At 45.4% G+C, this 24,202-nt stretch carries 23 protein-coding genes and 1 riboswitch; of the genes, 9 read left to right on the forward strand and 14 right to left on the reverse strand.

The window, feature by feature from the left end; all coding sequences use genetic code 11:
- Window positions 1–135 precede the first annotated feature (135 nt).
- The 3 genes from galT to QUA44_RS05660 form a co-directional block, all read right to left on the reverse strand.
- The gene (galT, locus tag QUA44_RS05650; RefSeq protein ID WP_333252012.1) at window positions 136–1,158 is read right to left on the reverse strand and encodes a galactose-1-phosphate uridylyltransferase; all 1,023 of its coding nucleotides are present in this window, start codon (window positions 1,156–1,158) and stop codon (window positions 136–138) included.
- Window positions 1,159–1,373: 215 nt separating this feature from the next.
- The gene (locus QUA44_RS05655) at window positions 1,374–2,033 is read right to left on the reverse strand and encodes a restriction endonuclease subunit R (RefSeq protein WP_333252013.1); all 660 of its coding nucleotides are present in this window, start codon (window positions 2,031–2,033) and stop codon (window positions 1,374–1,376) included.
- A 127-nt stretch (window positions 2,034–2,160) separates the two neighbouring features.
- The gene (locus QUA44_RS05660; RefSeq protein ID WP_333252014.1) at window positions 2,161–3,237 is read right to left on the reverse strand and encodes a hypothetical protein; all 1,077 of its coding nucleotides are present in this window, start codon (window positions 3,235–3,237) and stop codon (window positions 2,161–2,163) included.
- Between the two features lie 257 nt (window positions 3,238–3,494).
- Here QUA44_RS05660 and QUA44_RS05665 point away from each other — a divergent pair, with 257 nt between their 5' ends.
- From QUA44_RS05665 to QUA44_RS05685, 5 genes are all read left to right on the forward strand, one after another.
- A complete protein-coding gene (locus QUA44_RS05665; RefSeq protein ID WP_333252015.1) occupies window positions 3,495–3,845 on the forward strand; it encodes a DUF433 domain-containing protein in 351 nt (116 codons plus the stop codon).
- Entirely contained in the window at window positions 3,823–4,185 is a 363-nt protein-coding gene (locus QUA44_RS05670; protein ID WP_333252016.1) for a DUF5615 family PIN-like protein, read from the forward strand. The genes QUA44_RS05665 and QUA44_RS05670 overlap by 23 nt, the downstream gene beginning before the upstream one ends.
- A gap of 121 nt (window positions 4,186–4,306) precedes the next feature.
- Complete coding sequence (acs, locus tag QUA44_RS05675) at window positions 4,307–6,277, forward strand: acetate--CoA ligase (RefSeq protein ID WP_333252017.1); 1,971 nt, start codon at window positions 4,307–4,309, stop codon at window positions 6,275–6,277.
- Between the two features lie 134 nt (window positions 6,278–6,411).
- Window positions 6,412–6,990 carry a Uma2 family endonuclease gene (locus tag QUA44_RS05680; RefSeq protein WP_333252018.1) on the forward strand — a complete coding sequence of 193 codons (579 nt, stop codon included), beginning with the start codon at window positions 6,412–6,414 and terminating at the stop codon, window positions 6,988–6,990.
- Window positions 6,991–7,109: 119 nt separating this feature from the next.
- Window positions 7,110–7,970, forward strand: a complete 861-nt coding sequence (locus tag QUA44_RS05685; RefSeq protein ID WP_333252019.1) for a restriction endonuclease — start codon at window positions 7,110–7,112, stop codon at window positions 7,968–7,970.
- Between the two features lie 134 nt (window positions 7,971–8,104).
- On the opposite strand, the gene QUA44_RS05690 is transcribed toward QUA44_RS05685, so the two are convergent.
- A complete protein-coding gene (locus QUA44_RS05690) occupies window positions 8,105–8,392 on the reverse strand; it encodes a hypothetical protein (protein ID WP_333252020.1) in 288 nt (95 codons plus the stop codon).
- 43 nt (window positions 8,393–8,435) lie between these two features.
- Here QUA44_RS05690 and QUA44_RS05695 point away from each other — a divergent pair, with 43 nt between their 5' ends.
- Together QUA44_RS05695 and QUA44_RS05700 are read left to right on the forward strand one after the other, a co-directional pair.
- Window positions 8,436–9,041, forward strand: a complete 606-nt coding sequence (locus QUA44_RS05695) for an ACP phosphodiesterase (RefSeq protein ID WP_333252021.1) — start codon at window positions 8,436–8,438, stop codon at window positions 9,039–9,041.
- 68 nt (window positions 9,042–9,109) lie between these two features.
- Window positions 9,110–10,000, forward strand: a complete 891-nt coding sequence (locus QUA44_RS05700) for a thermonuclease family protein (protein WP_333252022.1) — start codon at window positions 9,110–9,112, stop codon at window positions 9,998–10,000.
- 244 nt (window positions 10,001–10,244) lie between these two features.
- Here the strand turns inward: QUA44_RS05700 and QUA44_RS05705 are convergent, their stop codons facing one another.
- Together QUA44_RS05705 and QUA44_RS05710 are read right to left on the reverse strand one after the other, a co-directional pair.
- Window positions 10,245–10,520, reverse strand: coding sequence for a hypothetical protein (locus QUA44_RS05705; RefSeq protein WP_333309555.1), 276 nt, complete (start codon window positions 10,518–10,520; stop codon window positions 10,245–10,247).
- A gap of 751 nt (window positions 10,521–11,271) precedes the next feature.
- Window positions 11,272–11,448 carry a hypothetical protein gene (locus tag QUA44_RS05710; protein ID WP_333309558.1) on the reverse strand — a complete coding sequence of 59 codons (177 nt, stop codon included), beginning with the start codon at window positions 11,446–11,448 and terminating at the stop codon, window positions 11,272–11,274.
- A 353-nt stretch (window positions 11,449–11,801) separates the two neighbouring features.
- Here QUA44_RS05710 and QUA44_RS05715 point away from each other — a divergent pair, with 353 nt between their 5' ends.
- A complete protein-coding gene (locus QUA44_RS05715; protein ID WP_333252025.1) occupies window positions 11,802–12,590 on the forward strand; it encodes a class II glutamine amidotransferase in 789 nt (262 codons plus the stop codon).
- A 43-nt stretch (window positions 12,591–12,633) separates the two neighbouring features.
- Here the strand turns inward: QUA44_RS05715 and QUA44_RS30640 are convergent, their stop codons facing one another.
- From QUA44_RS30640 to QUA44_RS05750, 8 genes are all read right to left on the reverse strand, one after another.
- Window positions 12,634–12,795: a WG repeat-containing protein gene (locus tag QUA44_RS30640; RefSeq protein ID WP_445243726.1), complete on the reverse strand. Its 162-nt coding sequence runs from the start codon at window positions 12,793–12,795 to the stop codon at window positions 12,634–12,636.
- Between the two features lie 306 nt (window positions 12,796–13,101).
- Window positions 13,102–16,719 carry an urea carboxylase gene (gene uca / locus QUA44_RS05720; RefSeq protein ID WP_333252026.1) on the reverse strand — a complete coding sequence of 1,206 codons (3,618 nt, stop codon included), beginning with the start codon at window positions 16,717–16,719 and terminating at the stop codon, window positions 13,102–13,104.
- Between the two features lie 144 nt (window positions 16,720–16,863).
- Complete coding sequence (locus QUA44_RS05725; protein WP_333252027.1) at window positions 16,864–17,505, reverse strand: urea amidolyase associated protein UAAP2; 642 nt, start codon at window positions 17,503–17,505, stop codon at window positions 16,864–16,866.
- A gap of 78 nt (window positions 17,506–17,583) precedes the next feature.
- Window positions 17,584–18,315, reverse strand: a complete 732-nt coding sequence (locus QUA44_RS05730) for an urea amidolyase associated protein UAAP1 (RefSeq protein ID WP_333252028.1) — start codon at window positions 18,313–18,315, stop codon at window positions 17,584–17,586.
- 293 nt (window positions 18,316–18,608) lie between these two features.
- Complete coding sequence (locus tag QUA44_RS05735) at window positions 18,609–19,385, reverse strand: ABC transporter ATP-binding protein (RefSeq protein ID WP_333252029.1); 777 nt, start codon at window positions 19,383–19,385, stop codon at window positions 18,609–18,611.
- Window positions 19,386–19,444: 59 nt separating this feature from the next.
- Entirely contained in the window at window positions 19,445–20,296 is an 852-nt protein-coding gene (locus QUA44_RS05740; protein ID WP_333252030.1) for an ABC transporter permease, read from the reverse strand.
- 108 nt (window positions 20,297–20,404) lie between these two features.
- Entirely contained in the window at window positions 20,405–21,472 is a 1,068-nt protein-coding gene (locus QUA44_RS05745) for an ABC transporter substrate-binding protein (RefSeq protein WP_333252031.1), read from the reverse strand.
- A gap of 144 nt (window positions 21,473–21,616) precedes the next feature.
- A riboswitch (guanidine-I (ykkC/yxkD leader) is annotated at window positions 21,617–21,771 on the reverse strand.
- A 328-nt stretch (window positions 21,772–22,099) separates the two neighbouring features.
- A complete protein-coding gene (locus tag QUA44_RS05750) occupies window positions 22,100–22,237 on the reverse strand; it encodes a hypothetical protein (protein WP_333252032.1) in 138 nt (45 codons plus the stop codon).
- A gap of 130 nt (window positions 22,238–22,367) precedes the next feature.
- On the opposite strand from QUA44_RS05750, the gene atzF reads away from it, so the two are divergent.
- Entirely contained in the window at window positions 22,368–24,182 is a 1,815-nt protein-coding gene (gene atzF, locus QUA44_RS05755; RefSeq protein ID WP_333252033.1) for an allophanate hydrolase, read from the forward strand.
- Window positions 24,183–24,202: the final 20 nt, after the last annotated feature.

Here is a 24,202-nt window from a genome sequence, read left to right on the forward strand (position 1 = left end):
GTTAATCCCACCTCTTTAATATCAAATCTCAAATAATATCAGTTTCCTCCCCCAACACAGACTCGCAACTCAGAGTGGCTGCGTGCATTTCCACCCCAATTTGAAGTAAATTTGACTATTGTGATGTAGGATACTTTAGATGGGGGGGAAATTACTGTCGCTAGGAATTTCGAGAGATCGCAAAAACGCTGCACTTTCTTCCGGCAAAGCAGTATTGATAAACATCCCGCTGCCCAATTCAAACCCAGCTTGCTTGGTGACTCTGGGAATAATTGCGATATACCAGTGAAAGTATTTTGTTGCCCGTTGGGCGATCGGCACCGATCGAATATTATAGTTGTAATCGGGATTGTTCAATCCGTAATAAAACTTAGCCAGTACAGTTTTCAAAGTATCAGCAAGATCCGTAATTTCCGCATCAGTAATTTCATCAAACGAAGAGGAATGCCGGCGCGGAAAAATCCAAGTATGAAACGGTGAAAGTGCAGCGTAAGGGATAAAAGCCACAAAATGTTCACTCTCACAAATCACTCTTTCCTCCGCCGCTAATTCATCTTCCAAAGTGCGGCAAAACAGACATTCTCCCGTGTCATCAAAATATCTAATAGCTTCGTCGATGCGGCTACGAAATTGGCTGGGCACAACGGGCGTGGCTGCTATCTGCGAGTGGGGGTGTTCTAGTGAAGTTCCGGCACTTTCCCCGTGATTTTTGAAGATAATAATTGTTTCAATGTGGGGATTTTTTCTAATTTCTACATAGCGCTGGCGGTATACTAAAAGTATGTTTGCAACTTCTTCAACGCTCAACAAAGCTGTCGTTAAATCGTGTCGCGGGTGTTCGACAATTACTTCGTGAACTCCAATTCCCGCCATCGTGCGGTGAATTCCCGATGATATCCTCATCCATTCTGCTGTCGGGGATAGGGCGGGATATTTGTTGTGAATTGCCCTGACTTTCCAGCCGGTGCGATCGCCCAAACGGCAAGTTTCTAAGGTTCCGTCTTCCTCATTTCCCACACAAAACGGGCAATCGGCACGGTGCGGTGGCACTGCTGCTGTCCACTTTTTTTTGTTAGCGAATTGATCTGGTCTTGTCGCCCGTTCGGTGGCGATGATTACCCAATCTCTGGTAATTAAATTTTGTCTAAGTTCAGACACTTTTTTACCTTCATTTGCAGGGTTTAACCGTTTATTATTGTATAGAACAATTTGTATTTTGTCACTCGCTCTTGCCGTTTTTTAACAAATATTAATTTCTAAATTTCCCAGCAGTTTCCAACAGAATTTAACAACAGTTGGGATCGACGGTAGAGGGCGATTATGACTAAACGGGTACAGAATGTCTGTCTAGGCAGTACGGATAACCGCAGAGATTAAGCCAACTGCAACTGCACATTCTGCAACTTGCAAATCGCTTTCAACACTTGCGCCAACAAGAGCGATCGCTCTGGGTCAGTCAAACTCAAGTCTGGTAAAATCTGATAAGTGCAAGGATTGCCCCGCGTCAGATACACAAACTGATAGTTACGTCCATTCGTCGTCAATCCCCAAACAGACGATTGCTGCTGCAAACTTTTATAAGCATAAGTCAGCAATTGCGGCAAACCGGCCCAAGGATCGATCGCACTATTTTTCGCCTCGACTACCAAAATCCAAAACTGTGCCGCCGCGAGTTCCGCATCCGGCTGATTTACCGCTAAAATATCCAAGCGCCCTTTAATTAAAGTATCCCCATCCTCAACCTCGATCGGGATGCTACCTTCCATTGTCAGCACGATCGGAATATCAAAAAATCCTGCTAATCTCATTAACGGTGAAAGCACTAAAAATTTAACGAGTTCTTCTGAAACTTTTCCTGCGGATAAGTAGCGTCGAAAGTCAGTTCTAATTTTTAATATTTCCTGCTGTTCTAATTCTGACAGCGGTTCCAAAGAGAAAAAATCGGTGAAGGCGTCTCCTTCTCGCTCTTCCAGTTTGAGAAGGTGGCGAACGTCATTTAGCGAAAGTTGGCTTGCTTCTAAATTTTGGGTCATGGCTTTAGTGCGATCGGCTTATCCAGTAAACTATATTATAGAGGCTTTGCTCGTGAGGTACTCCCCAATCAGCACCCAATTACGAATTACGAATTACCAATAAACTCGACTATCTGACAGACCAATCCTATAAAGCCATTTGCACCATTCCTTCTACAGTCGCAAAATCTGCACGGGTAACAGGCCTTAATTTTTTGCGAGATTTCATATATTTGCGATAATTGATATAGTAGTCTTCAAAACAGGAAAATCTCTCATTAATCTCAGGAGTATTGAGAGGATATTCTAATCTCCAGTCTGAATTTGGTGTACATAATTTTGTATTTAGATCCCAGACTTCATGGGCATGGATAAAATCATCAGTTTCTACGAATATCCCCGCTACTCCGTTCGTCCAACGTTTGGCGATCGGCTTGCGTGGATTGAAATCAACCGTTGGTAAGTACACTTGCAGAGACAGCTTTCCTTTAGGAAAATTTTCCGACGGAGAGTATAACAAAGCAGCGCATATTTTGTTGCCAAGTATTTTACCTTGTTGGTTATATTTGGCAAATTCTAGAGATTTTATCAGGCCACTTGCATAGTAGCCACTTAGGATATTAAAACTCATAGTTGAACTGTAACCTAGAATCTTTTGGATGATGTTTAAAATAGGTTTTCGCTTCTCGCCATTACCTAATAAATAGCCTTGGATAAACGACGGAAGTGAATCAAATAATGAATCCTCTAAGATATCAATTTTAACTCGTGAGATTTTTTTCGTATTTAGTTGATTGAAAGTTAAATAATAGTCTTCTCTTGAATCTTTAGTGATTTCATAAGTTAACAGCAAAACTCCTGGCAGCTTACTTTTAGCATAATCGATAGCAGTAAGAGAGAAGTGGGAAGCCACAGCCACAAGCAGAAAGCCCTGATTAAAATCTACACTTGAAAATTCCGAACTTTGAGGGCGTTCGCTCATTAGGCTATTTCTATATCGTATCAATTGGTCGATACTGTCTTTGCCGCCTCCTTTCTTTAATTCAACAAGAGCTAATTGACCTAAATTTGTTACACCTAAAATATCCGAGCGGTTTCCCTTATTGATCGAGAGCTGTCTTTTGATAGGTTCTAAGTTGAGCAAGGGTTTTAGATGCAACCAAGTAAATTCTTCTAGCAAAGCTTCGGATTTGAATAAAAACTTTCCTTTAAAATATCTCAGCATAATTAATTTTTTTGTGGTTGTTTGTATTAATAGCAGTCAATCATCCTCTAATTTGCAGCACTTGTCAATATCTGTCAAAATTTTGCGTCATGGCTTTAGTGCGATCGGCTCGTCCAGTAAACTATCTATATTATAAAGCCGTTAGCATAGGAGTGAAGCCCGTTTGATTTATTTTTATTAACTTTAAAAAAAACAGTTCAAACCATCTTCGGTTCGGGTATTATAATATTATCAATCCTTATCCGAACCACCAAGCAATGCAACTTGAAGACTATTTCAACTTCCTCAGACCCGATGATATTCGGCTCAAAGGTTCCCGCATTGGCATCGAAACCATTCTCTATGAATACCTGTTTCGCGCTCGAACTCCCGAAGAAATCGCCAACATTTATACATCGCTCACCCTAGAACAAGTTTATGCGACCATTTTGTACTACCTGCACAACAAAGAAGCAGTCGGTAAATACATAACCGAATGGCTGGAATGGGGCGAAAAAATGCGAGAAGAACAAACTCGTAATCCTCGTCCAGTATATGAAAAAATCCGCAAACTGAGAGCAGAAAGAGATGCAAGGAGAAAGGCTGATGGCAATCCAGTATCTCTTTGATGAAAATGTCGATCCTGCGTATGTCAATCAAATTCGCAGACGCAATCCCGATATGGTTGTTCTAGCAGTGGGAGAACTAACAGCACCTTCCAAAGGCACTCTCGATCCAGAAATTCTTATTTGGTGCGAAATCCACAATTTCATTCTTGTTACCAACAACCGCCGCTCTATGCCCGTGCATTTAACAGATCATCTAAAGCAAAATCGCCATATCCCAGGAATATTCATCCTAAATTCCAAGCTGAGTATTGGTCAAAATATTGACGAACTGATTTTGATTTGTGAAGGATCGTTTGATGATGAGTACCAAGATAAAATTGAGCATTTACCGCTACCATAATTTCTAATACAGTCCCAATATTTACAAAATTCCCCAAAGTCTTAAGGAAAATAAACATACTTTTGCCCCAACTTATGCAAAGAATAGTTAAAAAGACTAACCGAAGTTAAAGTTAAAAGCAATGTCACAAGATACCATCGAATCAATTCTTCATGAAAAACGCCTATTTCAGCCACCCGCTGAATTCTCTCAAAAAGCTCACATCAAAAGCCTAGAAGAGTACCAAGCCCTCTACGACAAAGCCAAAGCTGACCCCCAAGCCTTCTGGGCCGAACTCGCTACCCAAGAATTGCACTGGTTCCAAAACTGGGATACCGTGCTCGACTGGCAGCCGCCTTTTGCTAAATGGTTTGTCAATGGCAAAATTAACATTTCTTACAATTGTCTCGATCGCCATTTAACCACTTGGCGCAAAAATAAAGCCGCCCTAATTTGGGAAGGCGAACCCGGAGACTCCCGTACCCTCACCTACGCGCAACTCCACCGAGAAGTCTGCCAAATGGCGAACGTCATCAAAGAATTGGGAGTCCAAAAGGGCGATCGCGTCGGCATTTATATGCCCATGATTCCCGAAGCTGCGATCGCCATGCTAGCCTGTGCCAGAATCGGTGCAGTACACAGCGTTGTTTTTGGCGGTTTTAGTGCAGAAGCTTTGCGCGATCGGCTCAACGACGGCGAAGCAAAACTCGTCATCACCGCTGACGGTGGCTTCCGCAAAGATACCGCCGTCGGCCTCAAAACACAAGTCGATCAAGCATTAGCAAATGATGCCGTACCCAGCGTTACCAACGTTCTGGTAGTTCAGCGCACCAAACAGCAAATTGACATGGAACCAGGGCGCGATCATTGGTGGCACGACTTGCAAAAAGACGCCTCCGCCGACTGCCCCGCCGAACCGATGGACAGCGAAGATATGCTGTTCGTACTCTACACTTCGGGAAGTACCGGCAAACCCAAAGGAGTCGTCCACACCACAGGTGGCTACAACCTTTACACCCACATGACAACCAAGTGGATCTTCGACCTCCAAGATACCGATGTCTACTGGTGCACCGCCGACGTAGGCTGGATTACAGGCCACAGTTACATAGTCTACGGCCCGCTTTCCAACGGCGCTACCACAATCATGTACGAAGGTGCGCCCCGCGCATCCAACCCAGGCTGTTTTTGGGATGTGATCGAAAAATACGGCGTCACCGTTTTCTACACTGCACCCACTGCGATCAGAACATTCATGAAAATGGGCGAACACTTGCCCAACGCGCGCAATTTGTCATCTTTACGATTGTTAGGAACAGTAGGCGAACCGATAAATCCAGAAGCTTGGATGTGGTATCAGCGCGTAATTGGTAACTCAAATTGTCCGATCGTCGATACTTGGTGGCAAACAGAAACCGGCGGAATTATGATTACCGCTTTGCCCGGTGCAATTCCTACAAAACCCGGTTCTGCAACCCTACCGTTCCCCGGAATTGTGGCCGATATCGTTGACCAAGATGGCGAACCAGTAACTAACGAAAGCGGCGGTTATTTAGTGGTAAAACATCCTTGGCCGGGAATGATGCGGACACTTTACAACGATCCCGATCGCTTCCGCCGCACTTATTGGGAATATTTGCACCCGAAAGATGGCGAATTCGTGTACTTTGCAGGAGACGGCGCGCACAAGGACAAAGACGGTTATTTCTGGGTAATGGGCCGCGTTGACGATGTAATTAATGTCGCCGGACACCGACTCGGCACGATGGAAGTTGAATCAGCTTTGGTATCGCATCCAGCGGTGGCGGAAGCTGCGGTTGTTGGTAAACCGGATGAGATTAAAGGTGAGGAAATTGTGGCTTTTGTCACGCTGGACAACTCACAGCAACCTAGCGATGAATTAGTTAAGGAATTGAAGCAGCACGTTGTTAAAGAAATTGGGGCGATCGCCCGTCCGGGAGAAATTCGATTTACCGATGCTTTGCCGAAAACGCGCAGCGGCAAAATCATGCGCCGGTTGCTGCGTTCTTTAGCCGCGGGAGAAGAGGTTTCTGGGGATACTTCTACTTTGGAAGATCGGACTGTTTTGGATAAGTTGCGCGGCGGTTCCTAGGCAGTTTTTGCAACCGCAGATTTAGGCAGATTAACACAGATGAACGCTGATATAATTTGATCTGCGTTCATCTGCGGTTTAATTGTTAAATATGAGCTACAATCAAGATAACTTCTGGACTGGATCTGAGCGCGATGCCTCCACTACTTAGCAAAACCACAGATCAGCGAATTGTTCATCATGGAATGTGGGAACGGTTTAAATTTATCCAAAAAGGCTTTGAAGGCTCCCCTAGAGTGCGACTATTTTACTATGATGGGACGATCGAGATTCTGATGCCTGGAGAAGACCACGAAACTTTTGCTCATGTTATCGGTTACTTAGTGACTACTTTTCTCGTCGAACAGGGAATTTTCTTCAAGCCTACAGGGGCAATGACGCAGGAAAGATCGGGAGTTGTCTCTGTGCAAGCAGACGAATCCTACTGCATTGAGAGTGTAAAACCGATTCCTGATTTGTCGATCGAAGTTGTCTTTACCAGTGGAGGAATCAGTAAGTTAGAGCGCTATAAAGCTTTGGGTGTTTCAGAGGTTTGGTTTTGGGAAGATGGATTACTGAAGATATATCATCTCCATGACGGTAGCTATGAAAAGAGCGATCGCAGTCAGCTACCCGGACTCAACAACCTCGATCTCGATTTGATGAAACGCTGTATTTTGATGGCCGAAACTGATGCAGGGGAAGCTATTAGAGCGTTCCGTCGAGAGATGTAGCCGATCGCAATTTAGCAAATTATGTATGACGGTAGCAGCCAAGAAGCCGTCAGTATTTTGATCCGCTCAGTTTATTATTAAAAAAGCAGTGTTTTGCAAATTATATCAACAGTTTTTAGATGAACATATCTACCCATTCAATCCCTACATTTGACTCAATGCTCTTGCCCACAATTCAGGCTCTACAAATGCTTGGTGGCTCTGGAACTACGGCAGAGATTTATGACCGAGTAGCGCAGATTCTAAACTTACCTGACGAGGTGCTGGATCTCCCACATGGCAACAAATCCCAGAGTGCGGTTGAGTATCGACTTGGTTGGAGTCGTACTTACTTGAAGAAATACGGGCTGTTACAAAATTCGGCACGTGGCGTGTGGTCTTTAGTTTCAACATCTATAGATTTTGATATTCTGGATGCAAAAGAAATTGTTAAGGTTGTTCGAGATACTGACAAGAAAAATGTGAGGCAGCCAGATAATTTAAACAAAAATGTTGGAGCAGTTGAAACTTTAGAAGAAGCTGCATGGCATCAACAACTTCATCAAATACTGCTATCACTAGAACCTTCTGCATTTGAGCGTTTGGCACAGCGTCTACTACGTGAATCAGGCTTTATACAAGTAGAGGTTACAGGTAAGTCCGCCGATGGTGGAATTGATGGTGTAGGTATTGCCCGTATTAGTGGTTTCTTGAGCTTTCATGTTCTGTTTCAGTGCAAGCGCTATCAGGGTTCTGTTACGGCAAGTCAAATTAGAGACTTCCGTGGGGCAATGCAGGGACGAACCGACAAAGGTTTATTCATTACAACTGGGACATTTACCAGAGATGCTGTCAAAGAAGCAACACGAGATGGCGCACCCCCAATAGATTTGATTGATGGTGAGCAGTTAGTTCAACGACTAAAAGAGTTGGGGCTTGGTGTCAAGATAAAAATGATTGAGTCTGTGGAAGTGGATGCTAATTGGTTTACACAGATATAAGCATCTATTGTGAAACGATCGAGCATCAATCGATCGATCGCAATATTCGAGCGTGGGTGCTGCTATCGCCTGCACACTACATTTAGACGATCGCTCTTTTGTTATCCAAGATTCACGGATATACCAAAAACAGCTTATTTACCGCGCCACAGATGAACCGCATCGGGGTTAATTTCAGACATTACCTGTAGCCAATCCTCCAGCAAGTAGTCATCATCGACTGCTTGCTTGTGCTGTTCGTCTTTGAGAATTGCCAAGACGTGAACTCCAGACGGATAGTTGACATGACGAATTTCTGGGTTATATCCCAAGTCTTGAATTTTTGCTAAAATGCGATCGACAGCACCGGCAACAGTAAGATCGACGGCAAGAATAATTTGACCGAGTTTAGCACCCGGTTTTACACATTCGAGAACAGCCATTACTCTTTCTCCCTATGCTATCTTAAATTTTTTTACTGTAGCAATGAATTATTTAGCTCATCTATTCTTATCAGAAGGCACGCCAGAATCGCTGATTGGCAATCTTCTAGGCGATTTTGTCAAAGGTTCGGCAGTCAATCTTTATTCCGAGGAAATTAGAAAGGGCATCAGTTTGCACCGAAAAGTCGATAGCTACACGGATTCTCATGCAGTAGTGCGATCGAGTAAAAGCCTTGTTTCTTCCCACAGACGAAGGTTTGCTGGAGTTTTGATTGACGTGTTTTACGACCACTTCTTAGCTAAAAATTGGCTGGAATATTCAGAAATTCCGCTCCGGGATTTTTCTCAGGATGTCTATAAAATCCTGCAAGACAACCGCGATATATTACCTGACTCTCTCCAGCGGGTGCTGCCCACAATAATTGCCCGCGACTTGCTTTCATCTTATCAGGAAATTGCCGAAATCGGCATCACTCTTACAAGAATGTCGGCGCGACTCAAACGGACAAATAACTTGGCAAGCGGCATAGAAGATTTGACAGCTAACTATCAGCGCTTAGAATCGGATTTTCGGGATTTTTTTCCAGATTTGATAAAATACGCGACTGTTGGAAATTTTAATATAAAAAACAAAAATTCCAGTTGCTAGTGATAACGAACTCGTGTATAATCCAAGCGATACCTGCATGAAATCTCAAATGCAACAGGGTTCAAAATATGGCAACCAGAATTCCGAACCTGCAAATAACTAAAGTAGTTGACGGCGACAGCATCAAAATTTCTCTCAACGGCAAAACCGAGTCTCTGCGCCTGATTTGCGTCGATACAGAAGAAAGTCATTCGGGAGGCTCCAAACCTGTAACTGCGGCGGGGAAAGCAGCTTCAGAAATGGCTAAAAAATATTTCGCCACAGCGGATGGCGGATTTGCTAGAGTTGACATAGAATTTGATACAGATGACCCAATAGAAATTGCGGTGGAAAAATACCGCGACAACTACGGGCGTCTGCTCTGTTACGTACATAAAGATGGAGAAAATTACAACCTCAAACTGATTCAACAAGGCTGGAGTCCCTACTTTGTGAAATACGGGCGCTCCCGATTGTATCACCGACCAATGACTGAAGCAGAATCGGCTGCCAAAGCTTACAACCTGATGATTTGGAATCCGATTACCAATGCCAAAATCCCCTGTCGAAACTATACTATTTTACTGCCTTGGTGGTCGATGCGCGGCTCGATTGTCGAAGATTTCCGCTTGTCTGAAGCAACTACAGAAGCGCTTTCTGTGAGGTTGCACTACCCGAAAATCTTAGCAGCTTCTGAGACAGCTAAGCCTATTACTATTTTCTGCGATTTACAGGCGGGAATTAATCAATGGATCGGCGGTCATGCTCGAATTTATGCAGGTTCATCGTATCACAGATTAGATTTGTGGATACCTGATGCTAAAACTGATGAAAAAGCTCCCTTGAAGCGGCTAATCGAGAAGCGTTATGCGGGTCTGGGACGGGGATATGTGTATGTCAGTGGGAAGGTTGAACAATACAAAGGGAAGCCTCAAATAGTTTTGAAGGATATCAAACAACTTTCAGACTTTCCCCGATAATATTTAAACTAGAGTTAATTTCATCAATTCTTTTTGCTACATAAGCTGTCGCGCATTTAAATTGCATATTCGAGGCGGGCGGGACACCCCACAAAAGTTTGATTTTTTTTTGACAGACAATTTAAATGCAGAACCGCTTATAATTTTCTTAGGAAGTACGATCGCGCAAATAGAGGGCGATGCTAAAAAACGAGCGCTCTCTATTGAGCCATGATATTCTATTTATCAAAAGATGCAGGAACATTTATTGCTGCATTGAAGGAATATCAAAAAATCTGCATCCTAATGGATTTGTGCGTGCAGATTGATTTTGAGAAGTTGTTATAGGAGGACTAGAGTTAGGAGATGTGCTATTCAATCCTGAGACGGTAAAAGATTTAGAAACGTTAGGATTTTTCCAGAGAAGGCTGGCAGAAGTGTTAGCAAGATTTGGTGACTCGGTAATTGTAATCTCCTGTGTTGCATTTACATTTGTCTGTGATTTTACAGTAGTTTGTGCCTGACACGGATAGGCAGTCATAGCAGAAATTACAGCAAAGCTTATAAACCTAAGATAGCCCGTTGATTTAATACCAATTTATTATGAAGTTGCACTTAATAAAGCTTCCAGGATATAGTCCCAACCACAGAGAGATAAAACTTCTTCATTTGTGAGAGATTTGATAATTATATCTAACTGTTCTTTTAGTCGATCTAGGTTGGTAAAATTTTCCCACTTGAACTCTTTTTTTACAGATAACCACAATCTTTAAAGCGGATTTAATTCAGGACTATAGGCAGGCAAATATATTGGCATCAGATGGTCGTGCCAGTCTAATAAGAGAGCTTTATAAAAAATACCATCATCCATAATAATTAGATTGAAATAATCTGATTATTTTTGAAAAAATCCATTTAAAAACTCTTGAAAACAGTTCCTATCGATGCAATCAAATTATTGATAACATTGTTCAGAGGTTGCTGGCTCTACGACTCCATAAACATAAAAATTGCCTCGCTTCCATTGCTTTTTGTCGACGGGTTTTACCCCCTTTAATGTAATCATTTTGCCCTGCATAGTAATCAATCCAAATCTACTCTCGTCCTGACAGCATATCCTTACAGGCTGTCCGGTTCCGAAATATTTAATCATTACTTTGATAATCTCCCACAGTTTTTTTTTGAAGTTTGTCTGTGCAACTTCGTTCACTTTATTACTTTGGGGTATTGGGACTTTGATGTAAGCTTTTAATTTATAATTAACTAGGTTATGTACGACTTTATAGCTCACTTTAATCCCGCATTTTTTTTCTAGCCATAGCTGTAATTTGCCATAACTTGTCTCCCTCTGATTCTGGCAGTTTTTTGATTAATTTTTCTCTGACTTCTGGTGGTATATGTGGAGTCGTGCCGGGAGCTTTTTTTACTGTTAGTAATTCGGTAATTCCACCTTGTTTGTATGTTTTCAACAACGATATATTGTTGATTTGTCTCGCTTCAGCCTCGTGGCTAATTCTTCTCTTGTTTAGATTTTTTTGGTGGCAATCCAGTATAACAGCAGTAATTTTTCTTTACTTACTGCTGTTATAGCCCGTTCGAGTCGTGCTCTAGTTCCTCAACCGTTTCTTGGATTTTTACCTGAAATTTGTTTGTTGCCCATATTGGATCTCCTCTACTTTAGCCTATATTTAGTGTACCTTCATAGTGAATTGGTATAAGTGTATTTAACTTATTTAACCCGTTAATACTATAATATTATCACCGCAAATCTGTAGCTGCCAATAGCTGCGCGATCGATCCACACTCCAGAGACTTAAAAGCTATGTGCCAATTACTGGGAATGAACTGCAATGTTCCGACAGATATTTGCTTTTCTTTTGAGGGTTTTTCTGCAAGGGGGGGCAAAACGGACGTTCATCAAGACGGTTGGGGAATTGCTTTCTTTGAAGGTTTGGGATGTCGCCTTTTTATAGACTCTAAACCTGCGATTGCTTCTCCGGTGGCAGAAGTAGTGCGTCGCTATCCCATTCATTCAACTAACGTCATTGCTCACATCCGCAAAGCTACGCAAGGCGAAATTGCCCTGGAAAACTGCCACCCTTTTATTCGGGAACTTTGGGGACGTTATTGGGTATTTGCTCACAACGGAAATCTCGAAAATTTTTATCCAGAATGTGCCGGAGTTTACAAACCGGTTGGCAAAACTGACAGCGAAAAAGCATTCTGTTTGATATTAGAAAAGCTGCGCTCTACTTTTCCTCAAAGTAAGCCTGCTTTAGCGGAAATTTACCCGGTACTGGAGGAAATTACTAAAACTTTGGCACAACACGGAATTTTTAATTATTTACTTTCCGATGGAGAACACTTGTTCACCCACTGTTCTACTAATCTGCATTATATTGTGCGACAAGCACCTTTTGCTAGCGCACACTCGATCGACGAAGATGTAACAGTCGATTTTCGGGAATTGACCAACGAGGACGATCGCGTGGCTGTTATTGCCACTTTTCCGCTGACAGATAACGAAGTTTGGACGCAAATTCTGCCGGGAGAATTGCTGGTATTTCAAGATGGTTTGCCGGTCAATTCTGGGCTGCTGGAGTTAAGTTAACGAGACTTAAACAAATTTAAAGCCTAAACAAAGCCCCAACCAGCTAAATGACTGGCTTTCCAGCTTGATTGATTAAGCCAAATTTGCCATCGCGCTTGACAGCGGCTAAGCCTTCCGAAAGACTGCCCGCCACCGAAAATTGGGGGGCGATCGCCCACTGGCTTGCTGTATTGATGTATCCCCACCTTTTTGAACCGCTAAGGATCGCGAATTAAATAACTTACAATTTTAATTGTTATTGTGGGATGGGCGTCCCGCCCGTCCCACAAACTTGTGGAAGTTATTTAATTCTCATTCCTAACTGATGCTAAACCTTCATTAAATGAGCGGGCGTTGCACAATTTGAGGATGATTATTGTGGGTGTCCCGCCTGCGGTGAAAATACATCGGACGATCTCAGGAACTGATCGCACAAAACAATCAAAATCATCCCGCAATTATGCAACGCCGAGTAGTTACAGATTTAGTTGTTGCTTAGCTTTCTACTGTCCCCGAACTGACAACAGAGGGATTAATTCGGTTTAACAGCCGCTAGAATTTGTCCTGCTGTCACCGTTTGCCCCTTTTCACAAAACAACTCGGCAACAGTGCCGGCCACATCAGCAGTAATAGCAATTTCCATTTTCATCGCTTCCAAAATTAATAGGCGATCGCCCTCTGCAACCACATCTCCAACATTAACCAGTACCTGCCAAACATTGGCCGAAACGTGGGCGACAACTGCCTCACAACCGATCGGCAAAGTAACCTCCGCCACTGTTTCAGAAGCCACATCCGCCGAGGATTCTGCGGCAGATTCAGCTTCAAATTCCCCGGATGCGGCCCAGCGATCGCGCTCTGCATTAAATGCGGCCTGCTGCTGCGCTTTAAACTCAGCCGCACTGTTAGCAATAGAATGCAAAAACTCATTGTATTCTCTCAAATTAAAAGTGATTTCCTCAACCTTTAATTTAAACTTCCCTTCGATAAATGCTTCCCGACAGCGGTGCAATTCCTCATGGGAAACCGGATAAAATCTGATTTGGTCAAAAAAGCGCAAAAGCCAAGGTTTACCAGACTGGAAATCCGCCGTTTGTTTGAAGCGATTCCACATTTGCACCGTGCGGCCGACAAATTGATAACCTCCGGGCCCTTCCATCCCGTAAACGCACAAATACGCGCCGCCAATGCCAACTGCATTTTCAGGAGTCCAGGTGCGGGCGGGATTGTATTTAGTAGTAACCAAACGGTGGCGCGGATCGAGGGGAGTGGCGACGGGCGCGCCTAAATAAACGTCTCCCAAACCCATCACTAAATAGCTAGCATTAAATACAATTTCTCTGACTTGTTCGATGCTGTCAAGCCCGTTTATGCGCCGAATAAACTCAATATTGCTGGGACACCAAGGTGCATCCGATCGCACAGACTGCATATATTTTTCAATGGCCAACAGCGTCGATTCATCTTCCCAAGATAAAGGCAAGTGCACAATTCGCGCCGGCACTTCCAAATCCTCGATCGCCGGAAGTTCCGCCTCCGCCGCAATCAGCGCCTGCATTAGCTGCTGTTGCGAAATCTGGCTGCCCTCAAAGTGAATTTGGAGCGATCGCATTCCCGGCACTAATTCGATAACACCCGGTAACGGATTTGCTTTCAAATGTTCCATCAAGGCGTGCGCCCGAAAACGCAAGTTTAAATCCAGCACCAATGGGCCGTATTCAACTAGAATATATTTATCCCCAGCTTGACGGTAAGTAACAGCAACCTGTCCCGGAAATTCGGGAATTTCGTGCAAAATAGGAGAAGCTGGAACTGCGGGCAATTCCTCCGCATTTTCCCCAAAAACAGGCAAGCAAAAAATAGTAAGTTGCCTATTTTGTGCTATTTCCCGCTGCAAAGCTTCAGCAAAACTCAAACAGTGAAAGCGAATGCTGTCCCCCGGTTTCAGTTGCCCGATTTTCCACAATTCCGACTGCACAATAGTAGCAGGACACACAAAACCTCCCAAACTCGGGCCGTCAAGACCGAGAATTACAGGCATATCGCCCGTAAAGTCGATCGTGCCGATCGCGTAAGCATTATCGTGAATGTTAGACGGGTGCAAACCCGCTTCTCCTCCGTCTTGACGCGCCCAGGTGGGCTTCGGGCCGATCAGCCGAATGCCCGTCCGCGTCGAGTTGTAATGCACCTGCCATTCTGTAGAGAAAAACATTTCGATGTCTGACTCAGTAAAGAAATCCGGCGCGCCGTGAGGCCCGTACAAAACGCCGATTTCCCAATTATTGCTGTAGGTGGGAATTAGTTCCGGAGGCAAAGATATTTCCGCTTCCAGAGTGGCAGTTTGAAGCAGTTTAAGCACATCTCCCGGACGCAGCGTGCGGCCCGCGTGTCCGCCAAATTTGCCCAGTACAAAAGTTGATTTGCTGCCCAAATAATCGGGGACATTAAAGCCGTGTTTGACTGCTAAATAAGTGCGGTAGCCGTCGCCTTGAATGGCTTTTAACTTGAGAATGCTGCCAGCTTTTACGGAAATTGCTGTCCAAAACGGCACCGATTCACCGTTTAGTGTTCCCTTCATAATTGCACCAGTCAAACTAATAACTGTATCGGCATTAAAGCGCAGAGTTGGACCTGTAGCTGTGAATTCCAATCCTGCTGTCGATTCGGGATTTCCTACTAAACGATTTGCCGATCGAAATGCCAGATGATCCATCGGCCCAGAAGGCGGCACGCCCACATCCCAATAGCCAATCCGCCCCGGATAATCCTGGATGCTGCTGTAGGTTCCCCCATCCAATACATCGATCGTTAAAGGTGCGTATTCAAAAGAGTTTAAAAAGCGCGTGCTCAGTTCGCCCCGGCTGAATCGGGAATCGTCCAAAATCTGGCGGAGGTAATCTAAATTAGTTTCAATTCCCGCTATTTCACTGGCATCTAAAGCAGCTTTGAGTTGAGCGATCGCCTGCGTTCGATTATCCCCGCAAACGATTACTTTGGCTAGCAGCGGATCGTAAAAAGGAGTAACCTCCGTGCCGGTTTCTATCCAACTGTCGCAGCGGACGTTTTCGGGAAACGCAACTTGATTGAGCAACCCGGAACTCGGCTGAAAATTCTTGCCGGCATCTTCCGCATAAATTCGCACCTCAATTGAGTGTCCCTGCGGCCGATAGCGGTACTCTTCCAGGGGAAACAAATCTCCCGAAGCCTGTTTTACCATCCACTCAACGAGGTCGATGTTGTTGACAGCTTCAGTAACGCCGTGTTCGACTTGCAAGCGCGTGTTGACTTCCAAAAAATAAAACTGTTTCGCATCGACATCAAATACAAATTCAACAGTACCGGCTGACTGGTAATTTACCGCTTTTCCCAACCGCACGGCTGCACTGTACAACTGATTTCGCTGTTCGTCGCTAATAGCAGGGGCGGGGGTTTCTTCTATTACTTTTTGATTGCGCCTCTGCACCGAACAATCTCGCTCGCCCAAGGCTATGACATTGCCTTTGCCATCTCCAAAGATTTGGACTTCAATGTGCCTAGCTGTTTGAATGTATTTCTCTAAAAAAACTGCGCTTTGTTTAAAATTGCTTTGACTCAAACGCTGTACTTTTTCAAATGCTTCTGCCAAATCTCGATCGCCAAAACAAGCCTGCAAACCGATGCCGCCGCCGCCTGCGGTACTTTTGAGCATCACCGGATAGCCGATCGCCCCAGCCGCTTTTTCCGCATCCTCCAAACTTCCTAAAAGTTCGCTTCCGGGAGTTAGCGGCACTTGATTTGCAGCGGCTATTTCCCGCGCGGTGTGCTTCAATCCGAAGCAGCGCAACTGACTCGGAGTCGGGCCGATAAATGCAATATTTTCGTTTGCACAAGCTTCGGCAAATTCAGCATTTTCGCTCAAAAAGCCGTAACCCGGATGGATAGCTTGAGCTTTTGTTTGGCGCGCAACTTCGAGAATGCGATCGAACCGCAAATAACTCTCGGCTGCGGCGGCTGCACCGATACAAACGGCTTCGCTGGCGGCGAAAACGTGCTTGGCGCGGGCGTCGGCTTCAGAATATACTGCTACCGAAGCAATTCCGAGGCGATCGAGTGTGCGGATAATTCGGCAGGCAATTTCACCGCGATTTGCAATCAAAACTTTGTTAAACATTTAGGTAATTGGTAATTGATAATTGGTAATTGCTAATTGATAATTGCTAATGGGCAATCGATTATTCAGTCCTCTTTAGAGGACTTTAGCTATTAGCCAGGGGTTTAAACCCCTGGCGGTTTCTGGCGGGTATACAGCTACAACCTATACCGCATCCCAAACAATCAACTGAATCGGCGTAGGATTGTAAGCATTGCAAGGATTGTTCATTTGCGGGCAGTTAGAAATAGCAACCAGCGCGTTCATTTCGGCTCGCAAATCAACTGTACTTCCCGGATCGGAGATGCCGTCAACAATTTCAAGCGTGCCATCTTCGCTAACCGGGACATTCATAAAGAAATTGATATTGCTGACTAAATCTCGCTTACCCAAACCGTAGGGAAGAATTGCAGCAAGGAAATTTTCAACACAGGCGTGCTGGTATTTTTTATCTAGCCCAAACCGCACCGAATTGCTCTCGCAGCTACAGGCACCGCCGGAGGTATCGTGCCGCCCGCAGGAGTCAGCAATTATGGTCATCATGGCTCGCCCTTCGTTGGAAATGAGCTGGCTGTTTGTAGTGACAAAGATGTTGCCTTGATTGACGATCGTATCGGGGGCGCTGTAGCGTTCGGAAGGGTCATCGGCATTGTAAACTAAAAAATCTACTGCTTGATTGCCGCCTAAATCTACAATGCGGAGAATCTGTCCTTTTTTGATGACACGAGACCAGGGATGTCTGGCGGGTAAGACTTCGTTATAAATTGCTGTTTCTGGAGCGAGGATTTGTTGAGTAGTTGCAGTCATGGTTCACTTTATGTGATGTAATAGGAGAGCTTTTTTACCGCAGATTGATGCGGACAAAGTTGAGTTGTGGAATCGGGTTTATTGCAGGAACAAAGCATCGGTGTTGATGAAGCCGCGCACGGCTTCCGGGTTGGCGGTGCGGCACAAGTCGTCTGGTGCGGGTGCGGGGGTTTTCACAATCTGAATTTGGATGGGTTTTGGATCGTAAGTTGAACCCGGATGCAGGATGTGGGGGCAGTTAGAGATAATGGTCAATACGTTCATTTCGGCTCGCAAATCGATAAAACTACCCGGTTTTTCGCAGCCTTCGCGAAACTCCATCGTGCCGTCTGGTTTGACGGCAATGCGAGTAAATAAGTTGAGGTTGGGCATGATATCTTTTTTGCCCAATCCCCACCGACTTAGGGCTTTTAGGAAGTTGTCGCGGGAGTTTTTCCAGTCTCCTTCGCCGTATTTTTTGGCATTGCTAATGGCGTTGCTGCATCCTCCTAGCAAATCGTGACAGCCGGAGGTGTCTTGGGTGATGGAAAATAGGATGCGTCCCATGTCTGTGTGGATCACCATGCCTTGTTTGAGAAAGGCGTTGAATTGAATTTTGGCGGTGTCTGCTGCGTTGAAACGTTCGATCGCATTATCGGCGTTGTAGCACAGCATGGAAACGCCGCGAGAGCCTTCTAAATCGGTGATTCGCAGGGTGTTTCCCCGCTTGATGACTCCCGACCAGTACGCGCCGCCCGGTACGGTTTCTTCGACTAATACGAGGCTTGAATCAATTTCTGAGTTTGTGTCGATGGATGATAGTTGCACCATAAGTTCCTCTTGATGTATTGGGGTAGGTCTGGGAAACAAAATAATAGTATTTTGTAGTGGCAAAACCCACCCTCTCCCAAAGTAATATTTATTTCCACTGATATTTTGCACCATCCTCAAGAACGGGCAAGATGCCCGTTCCACAAAACTCAATTTTATTGTGGAACGGGCATCTTGCCCGTTCCTAAATAGGTAATTGACAATGGTGCAAGATGTTAAGTTTCCACTTACTTAGGTTGGCAGTTAAACTCTTGGCACAGCCGCAAAAAGTGCAACTACAAACCTATTTCTATTTAAGCAGCCATTGCAACTGCTTCCTGTCCGTGTTTCCGCATCAAATCCATGAGTTCGTCGCGATAATCGTGGAATTTGGCGTGGCGTTTAATGCCGGGAGTGCGATCGGGCAAATTAATCGACATTTCCTTTCTCACTGTACCGGGACGGGCGCCCAAAGCATAAATCCGATTGGAAAGAAAAACCGCTTCTTCGACATCGTGGGTAATCATAAAGATTGTAATCTGAGTGCGGCGCCACAAATCGAGCATGAATTCGTGCATCGATTCTTTAGTGTGGATATCCAATGCGCCGAAAGGTTCATCCATTAATAACACTTTAGGTTCAGAAGCGAGGGCGCGGGCGATCGCCACCCGCTGTTTCATCCCGCCCGACAATTCCTTCGGCAGCGATGAAGCAAACTGCGTCAATCCTACCACACTCAAATAATAGCTCGCTTGTTCGCGCCGCTTTTTCTTGGAAACGCCTTGAAGTTTGAGGCCAAACTCGGCATTTTCCTGCACGTTCATCCAAGGATAAAGAGTGTAATGCTGAAATACCATACCTCGATCCGGCCCAGGCGCAACAACTTCTTTGCCATCAATTTTCACTTCCCCTGTTGTCGGCTTGTCCAATCCCGCAATCTGCCTCAACAGAGTAGATTTGCCCGAACCGGATGCGCCTACCGCGCAGATAAATTCGCCTTGCTTGATGCTCATATTGATGTCCTTGAGGACAACTAATTTACCCTTTTTCGTTTCAAAGTTTTTGTGTAGGTTGTTGATTTGTAGAAACATGAGTTTATCCTCTGTGTTGTAAGTAAAAAAATGACACCATTCTGACTTTTAACATCTGCTTACTGTTTCTGACTTGACCATTTACAAGAAACCCGCAGCAGATATTGAAAAAGCAAGTCAAAAGTCAGTCCGATCGCCCCAATGACAATCAGCCCCACAAAAATTTCATCGGTTCGGAGAAATCGACCTGCGACACTGATCCGGCGGCCTAAGCCTTCGGTTGCCGCAATCAATTCCGAGACGATTACCAATTGCCAAGCCGCAGCTAGGTTGATGCGGCTAGCATCAAGAATTCCCGGCAAAACGTGGGGGAAAATAACTTGAGTGAGGATTTCCCAGCGATTGCCGCCCAACATATAAGTAGATTCGATTAAGTCTTTTGGAACAAACTTGACTGTATCCATCACCATCAGCGAATTGAAGAAAAAGACGCCGATAAATATCAGCATTATTTTGGGTTCTTCGCCGATTCCCAAGTAGAGAATTAATAGGGGAATAAATGCTGGTGCGGGCATATATCGCATCAAGCCGAACATTGGTTCCAGCAAGGCGCGAATACTGGCAAAACTGCCCATCAGCACGCCAATTGGTATGGAAAAAACCAAGGCGAACAGAAAGCCCACTCCCACCCGCCACAAACTCGCTACCGTGTCTTTCAAAAGTTCGCGAGTGTTCCAAAGCCTCCCAAATGCCTCTAAAACTTTGCCGGGGGAAGGCAAAAATTTGGGGTCTACGTTGGCGAAGGTTGTTACTAGCCACCACAGCAGCAGCGGCAGTGCGATCGATGTTACCGTTAACCCAATATTGAGGGGTTGTGGTATCTCTTCCGCAATCCGCCAGAAAACGGTGGGATTTAGGTTTTTTTGCTTGAGGTGGGATTGGATCGATCGCGGATCGGGATTTGGTGGCATGATTTAATTGCGGAACGGTTTGTCGAGTAATGGGAGTAGATTTTGGGGATTATAAAAAGTATTGTTTTTTTAGGTTTTTTGTGTCTGCACAATCGTAAATTATTCCTTTTAGCTTTTACCTTCGGCATAAGCTTTTATAAAGCGATCGTCAAATAATGTGCTGATATCGGGTTGGGTTTTTGCTAAATTTACATCTACGAGAAATTTAGTCATTTCGGCCGCAGCAAACTGCAATGATGTCATGTCGTTTCCCGGTTGAAAGGCTTTCAAGTTTTCCTCGATCGTAAATATCTTAGTGCCGTTTTCATATTCTTTGTATTCCTCAACGCTAACTCCGGCGCGGTTGGCTAGAATCTCGTAAGATTTCTCTTTATTTGATTTCATGTATTCCAAGGTTGCAAACCATGAATTGACCAGGGCTTGCACTCGATCGGGGTGTTCGCCGATAAACTTTCGGGTGAATACCAAATGGTCTGAAATCGCCCCCGGAAAATCTTTTGAACTAAACAGTTCCTTGCTGTTAGATCGTTTTAATGCCTGCGTGGTAAACGGCGCAAATACTGCTACCGCATCGACTTGCCCTCCTACGAAAGCTGCGGCAGCTTTGCCGGTTTCCAGCGGTACAAATTGAATATCTTGCACTGATAAACCTGCTTTTCTCAGCCCCAACAGCAATAAAAAGTGATCGACTGTACCTTCCTCGGCTGCAACTTTTTTCCCTTTTAAATCGGCAACAGAATTGATGCCTTCGGCGACAATCACTTTGTCATTTCCCGTCGAGTTGTCGTTGACTAAAACAATTACTTGGTCGGCGCCACCTGATATGGAGTTTACTGTATCGCCGAGGGTTTGGCTGTTAGCATTTATCTGTCCTGCTGTGAGGGTGCTGATCGATTCTAAGTAGCCGTCAAACCATTTTAAGTCTACAGGAACATTGTTGGCTTCAAATATCTTTTGTTCTTTGGCAATTTGCCAAGGAAACCAGCCGGGCCACGCGCTGAATCCGAGGCTAACTGCATCAGCACTTACTGAAGAAGCTGCTTCGCTTTCAGTCGTGGTTTTGATATAAATTGCCGGATTGACACAGCCGACAGCGAAAAACAAGGTGATGAAAAATAGGGCGCAGTAGCACAAGGGCGATCGCATTATTTTTGGGGAGCAATATCGGATATTCATAGCATATTCTGGTTGCTGGTTAAAAGTGAATATGTCGATCGAGCTTTTGCACCTTCGCTGGCTTCCTTAGCTTCCGCAAACCCCCTTGATATACAAGGATAAAGCCCGAGAGCTAACGAACCGAGTCTTGCTGACCGATCGCGTTTCTCCCGGGCTTTTATCCCGCCGTGTAACTGGCTAGTGTTTCCCTCAAATTAATAAAATATTGGGACAACCAGTCTGCTTCTCTCGGACCAGCACTTGAACTTTCTAAGCTGAGTTAGAAACTGATTCAAATCGGAACCCTAGAAGCTGTTAAATTTTTTCGGTTTTTGCCTGTATAAGTCCTGTTTGCAACCCAAGGAGTTATTCCAGACTGTCAGTAACAGCAATGCACTTAGCTTTTTGAAAGGTAAGCATACTGTAGGGTGCAATCCTACTAGATTGGTACGTTTCAAACGGTAACAGCAAACTCGAACATAAAATGTGTAAAATGTTACAAAAAATGGTTTTTCTCTGATTTGTCAAATTAAGGTTTTTAGCAGATTAAACCGGGCGGTTGGAAATCGCGAAGTTTACGGGCACACAGACTTGCACCCGCAAGGCAAGGGTTGAAGATTTTTTGAGAAATATTTCGATCGCCCTAGACTAGATGCGGAGGCGATCGACAATGCGGTAAACTAACATCCTATTCGTAATAACGATCGCCAAACACAGCCTGTGAAGTAATTTCTTCAATCGAAAATCGAAAATCGATCGATCGCCCAGCAAAGCCTGTAAACCCAATTGTTCAATCGAAAATCGAAAATCGAAAATCGAAAATCGAAAATCGATCGATCGCCCAGCAAAGCCTGTAAACCCAATTGTTCAATCGAAAATCGAAAATCGAAAATCGAAAATCGACTGACGGTGCACTATGGAAAAATTTAACTACAGCAACAGTCTCGACATTCATTCGCTGCTCGATCGCTACCGCACCGGCTCGCTCGCGCCTGCAGATGCGATCGCGAGCGTGTACGATCGGATCGAACGCTATGCAGATCCAGCAGTATGGATTTATTTAGCACCGCAGGCGGAAACTCTCGAACGCGCCAAAGCCTTGGAAAACCAAGACCCGCAAAAATTGCCACTCTACGGAATACCTTTTGCGATCAAAGATAATCTCGATTGGGCGGGCGTTCCGACTACGGCGGGATGTCCTGCGTTTGCTCGCACTCCAGCGCGATCGTCCGCAGTTGTAGAGCGTTTGTGTGCCGCAGGTGCGATCGCGATCGGCAAAACAAACATGGATCAATTTGCCACGGGATTGGTGGGAACCCGCACGCCCTATGGAGTTTGCCGCAATCCGTTCGATCGGCGCTACATCCCAGGCGGATCGAGTTCCGGTTCCGCCGCAGCAGTATCGGCCGGATTGGTGAGTTTTGCTCTGGGTACCGATACCGCTGGATCGGGGCGGGTTCCGGCTGCTTTTACCAACATTGTCGGGCTGAAGCCAAGTTGCGGGCTGGTAAGCACTCGCGGACTGTTGCCGGCAGTGCGATCGCTCGATTGCGTTTCTGTGTTCGCTCTCACCTGTGCGGATGCGGCCTCCGTGCTGCAAGTAGCCAGCGGTTTTGACGCTGAGGATGCGTTTTCTCGCCACCCTGAAACGAAAGTTTTGCCGGATTTATCCCGCTTACGGGTGGGAGTTCCCGCAGACGGCGAACTTGAATTTTTCCGGAATGCAGAAGCCGAACAGCGCTACCGAGAAGCGATCGCGCGCTTGCAATCTTTGGGCTGCACGATCGCACCTATTGACTTCAAACCCTTTGCGGAGGCTGCCAAATTGCTCTACGGCGGGCCTTGGGTAGCAGAAAGGTTGGCCGCGATCGGCGATTTCCTCGACGCGCACCCAGAGGATCTCGATCCGATCGTGTACGAGATTATCAGCGGCGGCAAACGCTACGATGCAGTATCAGCCTACCGCGCGTCGTACCGGTTGGCCGAGCTCCGCCAGCTGGCAGAAATTCAGTGGCAGTCAATGGATGTTTTGGCGGTGCCGACGACAGGTACGATTTATACTGTCGCAGAAGTTGCAGCCGAGCCGATCGCCCTCAACACCAATCTCGGACGCTACACGAACTTTGCAAATTTGCTCGATTTGTGCGCGATCGCAGTTCCCAGCGGGTTTCAAAGCAGCGGATTGCCCGCAGGATTGACACTGATGGCTCAGGCGTGGCACGATTTATCGCTCTGCCGCCTGGGATCTGCTTTCCACGATCGCTTGGGGGGAACTTTGGGCGCAACCGGCCAGGCGCTGCCAACAGTCCCGGAATTCGAAATCGCACCAAAATCTTCGTCAGAAGAACGAGTCAAACTTGCCGTGGTTGGCGCTCATTTGAGCGGTGAGCCACTGAATTATCAACTAATCGAACTCGGAGGGGTTTTGGTTCGCGCCTGCCGTACCAGCCCGATTTACAAGCTTTATGCTTTGACGGGTACTGCTCTGGGCAAGCCGGGATTGGTGCGTCAGATAGAGGGCGGTAGTGCGATCGAGGTGGAAGTTTGGGAGTTGTCGATCGCGGCTTTCGGCGGATTTGTCGCTCAAATTCCCCCGCCTCTGGGAATTGGTACGCTGGTGTTGGAGGACGGCTCCACGGTGCAGGGCTTTTTGTGCGAATCTTATGCTGTCGCAGGTGCGATCGATATTTCTCATCTCGGCGGTTGGCGAGGTTATAACTTCCGCTTTTAAGTTAAGTTAGAATTGCAAAT

Origin of the sequence: Microcoleus sp. N9_A2 (assembly GCF_036701775.1) — a bacterium.
Taxonomy (GTDB): Bacteria; Cyanobacteriota; Cyanobacteriia; order Cyanobacteriales; family Microcoleaceae; genus Microcoleus.